This window comes from Paenibacillus phytorum (assembly GCF_013141715.1).
Taxonomy (GTDB): Bacteria; Bacillota; Bacilli; order Paenibacillales; family NBRC-103111; genus Paenibacillus_E; species Paenibacillus_E phytorum.
On the sequence record NZ_WHOA01000164.1, the window covers coordinates 1 to 14,132 of the forward strand.

The 14,132-nt window shown below is 43.5% G+C and carries 13 protein-coding genes; 7 read left to right on the plus strand and 6 right to left on the minus strand.

Annotation, left to right across the window (positions count from 1 at the left end; all coding sequences use genetic code 11):
* Positions 1-532: 532 nt before the first annotated feature.
* The 3 genes from GC098_RS41285 to GC098_RS23695 all read right to left on the minus strand — a co-directional run bounded on the left by GC098_RS41285 (position 533) and on the right by GC098_RS23695 (position 2,392).
* Positions 533-862 carry a DUF2935 domain-containing protein gene (locus GC098_RS41285; RefSeq protein WP_312880306.1) on the minus strand — a complete coding sequence of 110 codons (330 nt, stop codon included), beginning with the start codon at positions 860-862 and terminating at the stop codon, positions 533-535.
* Positions 850-1,251, minus strand: coding sequence for a DUF2935 domain-containing protein (locus GC098_RS41290; RefSeq protein ID WP_312880307.1), 402 nt, complete (start codon positions 1,249-1,251; stop codon positions 850-852). Before GC098_RS41290 ends, GC098_RS41285 begins: the two co-directional genes overlap by 13 nt.
* Positions 1,252-1,441: 190 nt before the next feature.
* Positions 1,442-2,392 (minus strand): DMT family transporter, encoded by a 951-nt coding sequence (locus tag GC098_RS23695; protein ID WP_171645686.1) that lies wholly within the window; start codon positions 2,390-2,392, stop codon positions 1,442-1,444.
* 151 nt (positions 2,393-2,543) lie between these two features.
* On the opposite strand from GC098_RS23695, the gene GC098_RS23700 reads away from it, so the two are divergent.
* Positions 2,544-3,884 carry an aminotransferase-like domain-containing protein gene (locus GC098_RS23700; RefSeq protein WP_171645687.1) on the plus strand — a complete coding sequence of 447 codons (1,341 nt, stop codon included), beginning with the start codon at positions 2,544-2,546 and terminating at the stop codon, positions 3,882-3,884.
* Between the two features lie 102 nt (positions 3,885-3,986).
* Here GC098_RS23700 and GC098_RS23705 read toward each other — a convergent pair whose 3' ends face one another.
* Entirely contained in the window at positions 3,987-4,574 is a 588-nt protein-coding gene (locus tag GC098_RS23705; protein ID WP_171645688.1) for a TetR/AcrR family transcriptional regulator, read from the minus strand.
* A gap of 387 nt (positions 4,575-4,961) precedes the next feature.
* On the opposite strand from GC098_RS23705, the gene GC098_RS23710 reads away from it, so the two are divergent.
* A complete protein-coding gene (locus tag GC098_RS23710; protein WP_171645689.1) occupies positions 4,962-6,158 on the plus strand; it encodes an asparaginase in 1,197 nt (398 codons plus the stop codon).
* 65 nt (positions 6,159-6,223) lie between these two features.
* Positions 6,224-7,951, plus strand: a complete 1,728-nt coding sequence (locus GC098_RS41295; protein WP_171645690.1) for an asparaginase domain-containing protein — start codon at positions 6,224-6,226, stop codon at positions 7,949-7,951.
* Positions 7,952-8,009: 58 nt separating this feature from the next.
* Here GC098_RS41295 and GC098_RS23720 read toward each other — a convergent pair whose 3' ends face one another.
* The gene (locus GC098_RS23720; protein WP_171645691.1) at positions 8,010-9,059 is read right to left on the minus strand and encodes an NAD(P)/FAD-dependent oxidoreductase; all 1,050 of its coding nucleotides are present in this window, start codon (positions 9,057-9,059) and stop codon (positions 8,010-8,012) included.
* Between the two features lie 196 nt (positions 9,060-9,255).
* On the opposite strand from GC098_RS23720, the gene GC098_RS23725 reads away from it, so the two are divergent.
* The 4 genes from GC098_RS23725 to GC098_RS23740 are packed head-to-tail and all read left to right on the plus strand — an operon-like array spanning position 9,256 to position 12,989.
* Positions 9,256-10,101, plus strand: a complete 846-nt coding sequence (locus GC098_RS23725; RefSeq protein ID WP_171645692.1) for an ABC transporter ATP-binding protein — start codon at positions 9,256-9,258, stop codon at positions 10,099-10,101.
* The gene (locus GC098_RS23730; RefSeq protein WP_171645693.1) at positions 10,052-10,975 is read left to right on the plus strand and encodes an iron-hydroxamate ABC transporter substrate-binding protein; all 924 of its coding nucleotides are present in this window, start codon (positions 10,052-10,054) and stop codon (positions 10,973-10,975) included. Before GC098_RS23725 ends, GC098_RS23730 begins: the two co-directional genes overlap by 50 nt.
* Positions 10,972-11,982 (plus strand): FecCD family ABC transporter permease, encoded by a 1,011-nt coding sequence (locus GC098_RS23735; RefSeq protein WP_171645694.1) that lies wholly within the window; start codon positions 10,972-10,974, stop codon positions 11,980-11,982. Before GC098_RS23730 ends, GC098_RS23735 begins: the two co-directional genes overlap by 4 nt.
* Positions 11,979-12,989 (plus strand): FecCD family ABC transporter permease, encoded by a 1,011-nt coding sequence (locus GC098_RS23740; RefSeq protein ID WP_171645695.1) that lies wholly within the window; start codon positions 11,979-11,981, stop codon positions 12,987-12,989. Before GC098_RS23735 ends, GC098_RS23740 begins: the two co-directional genes overlap by 4 nt.
* 69 nt (positions 12,990-13,058) lie before the next feature.
* On the opposite strand, the gene GC098_RS23745 is transcribed toward GC098_RS23740, so the two are convergent.
* Entirely contained in the window at positions 13,059-14,039 is a 981-nt protein-coding gene (locus GC098_RS23745; protein ID WP_171645696.1) for an aldo/keto reductase, read from the minus strand.
* Between the last annotated feature and the right edge of the window lie 93 nt (positions 14,040-14,132).

Consider the following 14,132-nt stretch of genomic DNA (forward strand, 5'->3'; position numbering starts at 1 on the left):
GATCTCCCCAAAAAGTGAAGCGAACCTCCGAAGAGAATTCCGATTACTTTCCGGGGGCCCCATAAGGGTTCAGACAATTGCTTGTCCTATATCTGAAAGCTGAAATGCTCATTGACTTGCTAGCGAGATTTTGCAATCTCTTTTTGAACGATTTCTCGTTCGCGCTTACTCACTCGTTGTTCAGTTTTCAAAGATCAATTTCTTTCGTTCACTGCCGTGTTACCGAAGCAGCGAGAAGTAATATACCATACTGATTTTTATTTTGCAACTAGTTTTTTTCTAGTTACTTTCACCAGCCTGTCTTGCGGCCGGAGTGATAATATACCATGGATTACAAACACATAGCAATGTTTTATTTTTCCAATTTAAATGTTTTTTTAAAGATAAACAAAAAAGGCAGATTCCAATTAGGAATTGCCCTTTTTTGTCGTCTTTTTATCGTCTTCTTAATGGAGATTCTTTTAACAACTACATGACTCTAGGTTTTGTAGGATCACAATTCGGCGGGGGAACAACTCCACTTTGAGACAACTTAATAGTAGCACTCTTCGCGATACATATGATCCGGCATGAGAGGGTTAATCCGCGATAACAGCTCTGCACTTAGCCCAAGCTCCTCGACTTCTTTCAAGAAAGCCATGAATATAGACATTTCTATATTAACATCAGCATGGAATTTGTTAATTGAAGGGTAACTAGCTCGCAACGTACGTAAATAACCTGTAAGTTCAATCGCTTTTAAATAAAACTCATTGAAACTCTTCTCAAACTGCTTGCTTTTCTTGATTAATCTCTTCTCTACCACATCCAAGTCCATCGTAATAACTGCCGCATGACCAGCAGCATCAGTCAGCCAAAGCAATGATGATGTAAAGATGCATACTTCGGGACTGACTTACCCTCCAGAAGCACGATGAGTATTTTGAAGTACTCCTCAAGCTCATTCACCATATGATTGAGAAATGTCGGTGTTAATCCAAGCTTTATTTGCCCGAGTAAGAGACGATCTAAAAGATTCAGTTTATACTCGCGTAAATTTGCCGTTAAATCGTAAGCCTGTTTGTTTAATTGAGCCAAATTGGCAGCTTCCTTCATTCGCACTTGACCAAGGAGTTGATTATATTGGTTTATGTAGGAATGGGCGATAGCAATATCTTTGAGCTCCACAGGAGCAAGGGCATTATAAATAAACCTCGCATGATCCCCTAAAATTTGCAGCCAAAATCGATGCTCAAACAATGTTTGTTCCATCAACTCTTGCCCCTTTCCCTCTATTACTTTACCTAATTGTATGTAACGATCTAATTATAAAAACCAATCTCTTTTACTTTTAAGATAAAACGAAAAAAGACGCCTAGTGGCGTCATAACGGGAAGCAACTACTTAACTAATACATAGAAGCTTCTCCAGAATCTCTTCATAGTTAGGAAAGGGTTACTCCTCACCCTCTTACACGATCAGCTTTAACCTTTGGCAAAGCCACTTTATATCGACCCAAATATTGCGTCCCGATCACCCCCGCTAGAATCATCACAGAGCCGATCAAGTGATATATCGTCACTTTTTCCCCAAGAAAAAGGGCTCCCGCAGCCATGGAGACAATAGTTGATAAATTAGTGAACACGCTCATTTTGGAGGCTTCTATCTTAGACAAGACATAGTTACCTGTCAAAGCCGTCACCAGTGAGGAGAATAAACCTAGGAAGAGAATGGCCACAATAAATGAAGGGTTAGACAGTGGTGAAAGAAAGGCCTCAAATGTCCCCGCACTAGCATGACTCGAAAGCGAAACAACAAGGAAGGTGGCAAATCCGATACCGAGCATAAAATAACTAATCTCCACTGGGCTAAACTGCTTCGAAAGCGAGCGAGCCAGAACACTGTATCCAGCAAAGGCCACACAAGTAAGAACCAACAGGATGATCCCTGTCATGTTTGACAAATCTACCGTGCTCCCCTTCATGATGAAAATAAATAGTACACCAAATACAGAGAGGAAAATCGACAGTTTCTGGAAGATGTTTGTGGTTTCCTTCAAAAACAATGAAGCCAACACCATCGTTACGATCGGCGTGAATGCGTACAGGATGCCTCCCTCTGCCGAAGAGGTATGCTGCAGCCCATATGCTTGAAGCGTGAAGAATCCTAGTGGATATGTCGTTGCCAGCAATAGTGCTTTGATTAGCGGTTTGCCACGGTAATTCAGCTTAACCAAACCTAGTGCAACCGGAATGGAGAAGACTGCGAACGAAACGGCAAAGCGGTAGGTGAGCGTATCGAGTGGGTTTGCATGATCAAGAGCTATTTTGGCAAACAAGAAAGAAAATCCAATGATCACCGCATTTAGTATGGCAAATATATAGGCAAGTTTGATTCCTTTTCGGTTATTCATAATTTCCCCCCGCTTCCTAACGAATTATGGTACTTTATTGGTAATGGTGCCGGCCGGCTGTTGGTTACAAGCATAGAACGAATACTGTCGCACTACAATCTATTTACGGACCAACTGTACCGGTACAATTAAAGAGCGGGGGGATATATATATGCATAAATATTCGCTTATTTTCAATGACATCGAACGGCGAATTGAGAATGGACAAATACGATCCGGACAAAAGCTGCCGTCAATAAGGGAGCTGTCCATCACCTATTCTTGCAATAAGAGCACGGTCATTCGTGCTTATACCGAGCTTGAGAATCGCCATCTCATTTACTCTATCCCCCAAAGCGGGTATTATGCGGTACAGAAGAGAACAGATAGCATCCATCCTACGGAACAATCAGCTTATGATTTCTCTTCGGGTGCACCGGACCCTGAGCTGTTTCCTTATCTGGATTTTAAACATTGTATTAATAAAGCGATTGATACCTATAAGAACGAATTGTTCGTGTACGGAACTCCGCAAGGACTGCCATCTTTATTAAAGGTGTTAACCAAGCATTTGGCCAACTATCAGGTTTTCACGAATCCAAGCAATATTCACGTTACATCAGGCGTGCAGCAAGCCTTATCCGTCTTGGCTTTGATGCCTTTTCCGAATGGAAGACGAGGGGTGTTGCTTGAACAACCTAGTTATTATTTGTTTATACGCCTTTTGGAACTTTATCAAATCCCTACTTTTGGCATCACAAGAACAGTCAGCGGCATCGATCTGGATGAATTAGAGCGCTTGTTCCGTACAGAAGATATTAAGTTCTTCTATACCATGCCCCGCTTCCATAATCCTCTCGGCAGTTCTTATTCAGAACAAACGAAGAAAGCAATTGCCCAACTAGCCAAACGCTATGACGTCTACATCGTTGAAGATGATTATCTAGCTGACTTGGAGAACGATACGAAATCTGACCCCATCTTCGCTTATTCTTCAACCCATGTTGTTTATTTAAAAAGTTACTCCAAGATCTTGTTTCCAGGATTACGAGTGGGCGCAGCCATCCTCCCTACAGACCTCACGCTCACGTTCAGCAACTACAAGAAATTATCGGACATCGACAGTTCTATGCTCTCGCAAGCCGCATTAGAAATTTATATTCAGAGTGGTATGTTTGAACGGCGCAAGCGCAAAATCAGAGATTCTTATTCGCGTAGACTGATGCATCTGAATAAATCCTTACTTGCAAACAGTGACACTGCATACCTACCTCCATCTGAAGTGATTTCAGGTGTGTACACCCATATCATCGTCCCAGCACATCTGCACATCCCAACCCTGTTGGATAGATTGCGTAAGAAGCGTGTTATTCTGCAGGACCTCCAACCATATTACTTATCTGCGTTTAATCCTGAGCATTTGTTAAGTCTTAGCGTAACGCAAGTATCAGAGGAGCGGATCGAAGCCGGCGTACGACTTATTGCGGATGAGATCAAGCGGATGCTTGTGTGAAACGGAGTTCCTTCGCTCCCCGAAGGCAATCAAATACCTATTTAAAAGCAAAAGCCCTTCTGATTACTTTCATCAGAAGGGCTTTATTTATACATTCATCTGCTAGGAGATTCCGTAAAGAAGCAGATCCCAAACCGAAGCAAATTCCTGTTCAATCGTGTCTGATGACCATTCCTTCGCATGTGCAGGATGATGAAAACGCGAGGTAGCGATAAAAATAGCTCTCGCAGTAACGTTTGGTTCAACGGATTTGAACTCCTGGGACTTCATTCCTTCTTCGATAATGCGGGCAATCTGATCGATTAATTGATTGACATGCGTATTTATCATTTCGACTGCATCTAATGTAACACCCGCGTACATGGCAAACATTTCGGAATCATTGATTGCATAGGCCTTCTTCGTACGGATCAAGGTTTCAAACCACGTGCGCAAACGCTCTGTGGCACTACCGCCAGACTGGACGGCGATAGCTTCTAAGGGATCTAAGATGATTTTGTGCAGCCATCGCTCAGTTACCGCCTCTCTTAATGAGGCTTTACTTGCAAAGTGTCGATAAAGAGTGCCATGGCTAACTTGAAGTGCCCGGGCCACATCGACAACGGAAGTTTTGTCAGGTCCATAACGCCGAAGCACCTGTTCCGCCGCGTCTAGTATGGCTTCTTTCGTTAGTGGAAGATCATTGGACATGTTGCTCCCCCTCTCTATTAGTAGTTCCATGATATCACAGTAAGTATCAAAAACAAAATGACAATATCGTTATTCTGTATTTTGTTTTATTTCTATTGGGAAGCAACCACATGCCACAGGCACTAAAAATAAAAGCCACAGACTTTTAAATGTTATATTTTCTAACATAAATATATGAATCCCCTATTATTACATTGCTTTGGCAGATCATTGGAAATAAAAATTAACTCTAAAAAACATAGAATAATAGAGTATAAGATAGATTATCGAATGAAATATACAATTGTTATCGCTTCCTAGGAGTTTGATGAGTTTGTCAGTTTATCTAACACGATATAAGATTATCTTGTCTTACATACCAACATCATCCACGGGAGGTAATATTACATGACATTGGAACGAAGCAAAAAAGTATTCAAGCGTGTCCTTTTCTCTTTACTTACTATCACCATGTTGGGGAGCAGCTCTTCACTAGCTTTCGCAGCGGATGCTCCAGCTCAACCGGCTAGCTTTCCGATTCCTGCTCTTTCGGACTCATTTAAGCAATCGCCACTCTCCAATGTGATCGTCATCGGAACTGGCGGCACCCTAGCCGGCAAAGCAGAAGATAGCACAAGCTTTCAGAACTATAGAGCAGGTACATATCTAATTGAAGACTTGGTGAAACAACTGCCGGGTAAACAGAAAATCGCGGATGTGACAACCTACCAATTCGGTAACAAAGGATCAGGCGGCTATACCATCGCTGATTTGAACGATCTTTCTCTTACTGTGGATCAAGCGCTTCAGGTTTATGACAGTGCCGTAGTTACAACTGGAACCGATACCATGGAAGAGATCGCTTATTTCCTTGATCTAACTGTTCGTAGTGAAAAGCCAGTCGTCGTAACCGGCGCTATGCGGCCATGGGACGTTATCGGTACCGATGCTCCGGCCAACCTGTACAATGCGATCAAGTTGGCAGGCAGCGGCAAGACCAAATGGTTTGGCACAGTCCTTATGTTGAACGATGTTGTTCACGCAGCTAGAGAAGTGACGAAAACCAACGCACAGCGTATGGACACCTTCGAAACGCCAATGCTTGGCGCACTGGGGTACATTGACGATAGTATCCGCATTTACCGTGCTCCTGCCCGAGCAGTGAAAGCTGGTACAACGGATTGGGCTACACCTTTCGATTTGAAGACGATCACGAAAGACAAACTGCCAGCCGTAGAAATCGTCTATAGCTATCAAGAAGCAGGCGGAGGAGCTATTAAAGGCCTGGTTGCAGATGGCGCCAAAGGGATTGTAACAGCTGGCACCGGTGCAGGCGGTATTTCTGCCAAAATGACCGCAGCCCGTACGGAGGCAATTAAACAAGGCGTACTCTTCGTTACTACGACGAGAACAGGTTCTGGTACGATGTATCCCGGAACTGCGGATGGCATTATTGCAGGTGACAACCTCAATGCGCAGCATGCTCGTCTTATGCTTCTTCTTTCACTAGCATTCTCTAACGATCAAGCCAAGATCAAAGGCTGGTTCGCAAATTATGGTACACAGGATGTCAAAATCGATGCGCAGCTTCCTACCACTCCTTAAATCCTCCGAGACCACAGAAAAGAAACCAATATCGGCCATCCACATAACAAGGAGGTAAACCATTAATGACATGGACCCAACTTAGCAAAAATAGCCGTATTCAAAAACTGATCGCTCTTCCCCTTATCGTGTCTTTGTTAGGCACCATGTTGGCATTGGGAGGAGCGGCAACAACCGCCTTCGCGGAAGAAGCTGCTCCTATACCTGTCAGCTTCCCGATACCAGCCCTTTCCGATACGTTTAAACAATCATCACTTTCGAACGTGATTGTTATCGGGACTGGCGGTACCTTAGCCGGCAAAGCTGAGGATAGCACGAGCTTTCAAAACTATAAAGCAGGCACGTATTTGATTGAAGACCTCGTCAACCAATTGCCAGGCAAGCAAAAAATCGCCGATGTGACGACCTATCAATTCGGTAACAAAGGCTCTGGCGGCTACACCATCGCTGATCTATACGATCTTTCGCTAGCTGTCGATCAAGCGCTTGAGGTTTACGATAGCGCCGTAGTTACGACAGGTACGGACACTATGGAGGAAATCGCCTATTTCCTCGATCTGACCGTGAGAAGTCCTAAACCAGTGGTTGTAACTGGCGCCATGCGGCCTTGGGACGTCATCGGAACCGACGCTCCTGCCAACCTGTACAACGCTATTAAGCTGGCCGGAAGCGGCAAGACGAAGTGGTATGGCACTGTGATCATGCTGAATGACGTCATCCAAGCGGCCAGAGAAGTTACCAAATCGAACGCACACCGATTGGATACATTTGCGACTCCAATACTTGGTGCACTTGGGTATATCGACGAAAGCAATATTCGTATCTATCGATTGAATGGACGCGCCATGAAAGCTGGTAAAGCCGACTGGGCAACCCCATTCGACTTAAAGACCATCACCAAGGATAAGCTACCGATCGTTGAGATCGTCTCTAGCTACCAAGAAGCTAGCAGCGGAGCCATTCGCGGTTTCATCGCAGACGGTGCGAAAGGGATTGTTACTGCGGGTACAGGTGCAGGCGGTATTTCTGCCCAAATGAGCGCAGCCCGCAGCGAAGCGATTAAACAAGGCGTTGTGTTTGTGACGACGACAAGAACGGGCTCAGGCACGATGTATCCGGGAACGACGGATGGCATCTTTGCCGGTGACAGCCTGAATGCACAGCATGCCCGCCTTATGCTTCTTCTTTCACTAGCATTCTCGAGTGATAACAACACGATAAAAGGCTGGTTTGCGACATACGGTACACAGAGTATTGGCGTGGATCCGTCCGATATCGGGAAGCATTGGGCAGAGGTAACCATCGGGAAAGCAATCAAGGACGGCATCGTCTCGGGCTACCCTGACACTTCGTTTAAACCGAACAAGAATGTTACTCGCGCGGAATTTGCAGTCATGCTGATGAATGGTCTGAAGCCGATTGGCGAAGGAGCGAAGCTAGCTTTTGCCGATGAGAATGAGATTGGTACTTGGGCTAAGAATGCCGTTGCGCAAGCTGTCAAAGCAGGCTTCATCCAAGGCTACGACGATGGTACATTCCGACCGAATGAACCGATTACCCGCACGGAAATGGCGTCCATGATTGCAGGTGCGATGAATCTGAAAGCTGATCCTTCTGCAGCTACAGGATTTGCCGATGATCAGGAGATTCCTTCATGGGGTAAAGGCGCCGTCATTGCACTTAAGCAGGCAGGTGTAGTTAGCGGTAACGAAAACAATCAATACTTACCGAGTGGCTCTACAACAAGAGCTGAAGCTGTAACGGTCATTATTAACATGCTGAACAAGAAATAATAGCAAGCGTCATAAACCCCTCTTTGTATGATTTTTCATACAGGAGGGGTTTTTATTTCTAGGTCATCATTCGTTTGACTAATTCTCGATTGCGCTTTTTAAATACTTCATTATGTGAAGACACCATGGCAACCTTATTAGCATCCGGTTGGATATATTGCTTTGCTTTATTTACTGCGTTTGCTGCATCTTGAAATGCACCGGCTATTAAATGCAGCTTCCCATCGTGGTGTAAAATATCTCCAGCCGCATAAATTCCATCTATCGAAGATTCGCTAGCCGCATTACCAGCAATGTAATAGTTATCTGCGATCGCAATCTTTACTTCACTATTTTTAAGCAGTGTTGTATCACGTTCATAACCATGATTAATAATCACTTCATCAATGGGCAAATACGATACCTCACCTGTTTCATGGTTGGTAAGTTCGACACGTTCAATGACTTCATGATTACTGCTAGCAACTAGTTTGGTTATGGACGTATGGAAGAAACAAACAACGGAGCTCTCCATGAGCTGCTTTACTTGTGCCTCGTGACCTGTTAAAGCCTCTTTTCGATAGGTTAAATAAACGTTCTTGGCGATAGGCTCTAGTTCATTTGCCCAATCAATTGCAGAATTACCCCCGCCAGAAATGATCACCGTTTTGTTTCTAAAATGCTGCAAAGACTTCACGGTATAGTTCAAATTCGACACTTCATATCTCTCTGCGCCTTCGATCTCCAGCCTTTGCGGATTCAATATTCCCCCTCCAACAGCAACGATAACTGTTTTCGTGTAATGCTTTTGACCAGAAGCAGCTTGTAAGACAAAAATACCCTCTTCATTACGTGTGATCGACTCTACCTTTTCGTTCAACACAACTTCTGGATGAAACGTTAGTCCTTGCTCTACAAGATTTTCAATAAGCTTCGCTCCTGGAATTGGCGTGTGTCCTCCCACATCCCAAATCATTTTCTCCGGATAGATATGTATTTTTCCACCTAGTTGGGTTTGATACTCAATAAGCTTGGTCTTCATTTCTCTAAGTCCACTATAAAAAGCGGAGTAAAGCCCTGCTGGTCCTCCTCCAATGACAGTCACATCATACAATTCCTGTTCTTCCATTTCCCGATCACTCCTCGGCTACGAAACGTAAATGATTATCATTCTCAATTAAATATACGTCTATTCTTCTCATTTGACAACAAAAAAAGTTATTGACAAATAAAATTGTTCGCTTTATTGTTTGTAATGTAGTGAAATTGATAATCATTATCAGTTAATAGGTAGTGTCTATTTTGAAATAAATGGAGGTCATCTCATGGTTCGCCTGTATACAGATCAGCTAAACATTGGTTATGGTGAACGCTTAATTGTGAAAAATCTCAGTGTAGAGATTCCAGACAAGAAAATCACCACTATTATCGGAGCGAATGGCTGTGGAAAGTCTACCCTATTGAAAGCAGCCACGCGGATTATTTCTCATCAATCTGGTTCAATCGTTCTGGATGGCGAACATATTGCCAAAGAACATACAAAGATACTCGCTCGAAAAATGGCGATCCTTCCACAAGCACCCGAGAGTGCAAGTGGTTTAACCGTCGGTGAGTTAGTATCCTATGGTCGCTTTCCTTATCAAACGGGCTTTGGGCGCTTATCGAAAAAGGACTATGAAGTGATTGACTGGGCGCTTGAAGTTACAGGTACCATTGACTTTAAGTTCCGTCCTGTAGATGCACTGTCCGGAGGACAACGCCAACGCGTTTGGATTGCCATGGCGCTTGCGCAAGAAACGGAGATTATCTTCCTTGACGAACCTACCACCTATTTAGATTTGGCGCATCAATTAGAGGTTCTAGAGCTTCTGCAAAAACTTAATAGGGAACAGGAACGCACGATTGTCATGATCCTCCATGATTTAAATCAAGCGGCTCGTTTTGCTGACTATATCATCGCTCTTAAAGATGGTGAAATCGTGAAAGCTGGCACTTGCGAAGAAGTGATAAATCATGACGTACTCAAGAAAGTTTTCCACATTGACGCTGAAATCGGACGAGATCCTCGAACAAATAAACCTATGTGCGTTACCTACAATTTATTAAAGGGAGATAACCAAAATGAACAAACGACTCATTCCGTTCCTGCTCTTCATCTCATTAGCTCTTAGTGCTTGCAGCAGCCAAACAACCCAAACAGAGAAGAACGCAGCGAAAGCTGAAAACAAACCAACAACCATTACCTACCAATCTGAAAATGGACCTGTCGAAGTTCCAGCCAATCCGCAACGCGTCGTTGTCCTTTCTTCTTTTGCAGGAAATGTAATGGCTCTAAAGGTTAATCTCGTTGGTGTCGATTCATGGTCTAAAATGAACCCGCGCTTCGAAACAACATTGAAAGCTGCGCAAGAAGTTTCCGATGAAAGTCTAGAAAAACTGATTGAATTAAAACCGGATTTAATCATTGGTCTATCCAGTGTTAAAAACGTGGATAAATTGAAGCAAATTGCCCCTACAGTAACGTATACATACGGAAAGGTAGATTATTTAACCCAACACTTAGAAATCGGCAAACTTTTAAATAAAGAAAAAGAAGCGCAAGCTTGGATTACTGACTTTAAAAACCGGGCGCAGAAAGCCGGAGAAGACATTAAAACAAAAATTGGTGCGGACAAAACGATTTCTGTTGTTGAAAATTTCGACAAACAGCTTTATGTCTTCGGAAATAACTGGGGTCGTGGCACCGAAATTCTTTACCAAGAAATGAAGCTAGAAATGCCTAAAAAAGTCAAAGAAATGGCTTTAAAATCTGGCTACTACGCCTTGTCTTTGGAAGTACTTCCGGAGTACGCAGGTGACTACGTTATCTTCAGCAAGAACCCAGACACAGATAATTCATTCCAACAAACGGATACCTACAAAAACATTCCAGCGGTTAAAAACAAACAACTATTTGAAGTCAATGCGAAAGAGTTCTATTTCAATGATCCACTAACCTTAGAATATCAACTCGATTTCTTTGTTAAAAGCTTAGGTAGTAAATGATTACGGAACATCAACGGTTCATCCCATTCGTATATAAACTGATTGCTGGAATAGTAGTCTTTGTGGGTATGTTTATTGTTTCCATGGCATTTGGAGCCGCAGATGTTACCGTCAAAGATGTCTGGCTGGCCCTCACTTCTCATGCTGCAAGTGATAAAATATCGATCATTCGCGAAATTCGATTACCTCGGGAAATTGCGGGGATTTTTGTTGGAGCCGCGCTAGCCGTTTCCGGAGCTATCATGCAAGTTATGACCAGAAACCCGCTTGCTGATCCTGGTTTACTTGGCTTGACCGCTGGAGCAAACGCGGCTCTGGCGTTTACGATTGCTTTTATTCCTTCAGCCAATTACTTCGGGATTACGATTGCTTGTTTTATTGGAGCTGCTGTAGGTGCAAGCATCGTCTTCGGTATTGGCGCAGCGAAAAAAGGCGGCTTCTCTCCTCTTCGCATTGTATTAGCCGGAGCTGCTGTATCTGCATTCCTATATGCGATCTCAGAAGGTATCGGTATTTATTTTAAAATTTCAAAGGATGTATCCATGTGGACGGCAGGAGGGTTGATCGGCACTTCATGGGGCCAACTCCAAGTCATTGCGCCATTTATTACGATCGGTACACTGATTTCCCTACTCCTCTCCAGGCAGCTTACCATTCTAAGTTTAAGTGAAGAAGTCGCTGTTGGGTTAGGACAGAAGACAACACAAATCAAAACTGTGCTTTTTATCATCATCATCTTACTCGCGGGTGCCTCTGTTGCACTTGTTGGGAATATGGCGTTCATTGGTTTGATGATTCCTCATATTGTTCGCGCCATTGTTGGAACCGATTATCGTTTTATTGTGCCAATGTCGGCAATTATAGGAGCCGTATTTATGCTTTTTGCGGATACCCTTGGACGTACGATCAATTCTCCCTATGAAACACCAGTGGCGGCGATTGTGGCGATGATGGGTTTGCCCTTCTTCTTGTTCATCATACGTAAAGGAGGAAAGGAATTCTCATGATTCATCCTCCCGCTTTAATAAAAAAACAACGGCTGCTATTATATGGTTCACTTGCACTTATTACGATGACGATTGTTCTCGGGCTGGGAATGGGATACTCCTCTATATCCTATGACAGGCTGATTCCCACCCTTCTCGGTCAAGGCACATTCAAAGAAGAGTTTGTTTTATTTTCGATTCGATTACCTCGGATGGTCATTACATTGCTAGCAGGCATGGCACTCGCCTTATCGGGTGCTATTTTACAAGGGATTACACGAAATGATTTAGCTGATCCGGGCATTATTGGTATTAATTCTGGGGCTGGTGTTGCTATTGCCGTATTCTTTTTATTTTTTCCTATCAAGGCAGGATCGTTTGTTTACCTTCTTCCACTTGTCGCTTTTATAGGTGCTTTAATTACGGCATGCTTGATCTATCTACTTTCGTATAACCGCACCGCTGGCCTTCAACCTGTCAGATTGGTGCTAGTTGGAGTCGGTTTTTCAATGGCGCTATCCGGGGTCATGATTGTCATTATTTCATCTGCTGAACGGGCCAAAGTCGATTTTATCGCAAAATGGTTAGCCGGGAGTATTTGGGGCTCTGACTGGCCTTTTATTTGGGCAATTGTTCCTTGGTTAGCCCTGCTCATTCCATTTACCTTATACAAAGCAAATCGTTTGAATCTGCTGGGACTAGGCGAACCTGTAGCGATTGGCGTAGGTGTATCCGTTGAAAAGGAACGTATTGTCTTACTTTTAACAGCAGTTGCCCTGGCCGCTTCGGCCGTTTCTGTCACTGGAGGAATTGCCTTCATTGGACTCATGGCTCCGCACATGGCCAAGGCTTTGGTAGGACCCAGAAATCAATTGTTTATTCCAGTCGCCATTCTGATTGGTGGTTGGCTTTTATTAATGGCAGATACCGTTGGACGTAATGTGATTGAACCTGATGGTATTCCCGCCGGCATTATGGTCGCTTTAATTGGAGCGCCGTATTTTATGTATTTATTATTGAAAAAATAATAAGCGAATATATAAACAAAAAAACTGAGCTCCATGAATAATGGGTTCAGTTTCTTGCTGCAAAATTTATTATCGTATTACGTTGTTGGATATTTCACTAATTGTATGGATTTCAGTATTAGTAAGTTTAAATTGCATTGCTTTTACATTTTCTTGAGCATGATGAATTTTGGAAGCACCGGGAATAGCAAATACCGTTTCTCCGTGAGCGTTAATCATCCAATTCAAGGCGATCTGTGTTGGAGAAGCATCGTACTGAACAGCTAGCTCTTCCAAATGATCGATGAGTGGCTTTGATTTCCGAAGTCCCGATTCTTTAAAAGAAGACGTCCATTTCCTAGGACCTGTTATCCCCTTCACAAGAGCAGGATTCTTATGGAATTTGCCGCTCAGAATCCCTTGCTCCAATGGAGAGTAAGCAATAATTGCAATCCCTAGCTCTTTAGCTGTTTCCATAATCCCATTCTGCTCAATACGCCGATCTAACAAGCTGTACTTCACTTGATTGGATGCTAAAGGTAAGCCATGCTCCTTCAGTACTCGGTGGGCTTCCCGCATTTGCTTTGCCGAATAATTACTTACACCTACGTTTTGAATTTTACCGACTTTGACCAATTGAGCCATGGCTTTCATTTCACTTGCTACAGAAGAGAATGAGTAGGGCTGATGTACTTGATGCAGATGAATGGTGCGATTATCTAAGTATCGAATACGCTCATCGATTGTACTTACAATGCTTCCAGCTGTGCGAAATATCGGCCACCATTTCGTAGCAATTCGAGCGTCATTCGCCAGAGCCCCTGAATCTCGGAGAGCTTTCGAGAGCATCTGCTCCGACTGACCTTTGCCGTACACTTCCGCTGTATCAAACCAATTGATGCCGCCTTCAAGGCTTATTTTAACGATCTTCAGCACATCATCGGCACCCAGCACAGGCCAAAACTTGCCTACCACCCCTTGCCCATTGCTAAATTGCCAGCAGCCAAGTCCGAGTGGAGAGAGCTCTAAATTCGTGCTTCCCAGTTTACGGAGTAATCTTGTTTTCTCCATGACACTCACCTTTTTTTCAAATTGAATGAGGGATATCGTTTTTGGCAGAATTTAGTACAACTCAACACTACTTTGCTTACTAAAAAAAAGCAA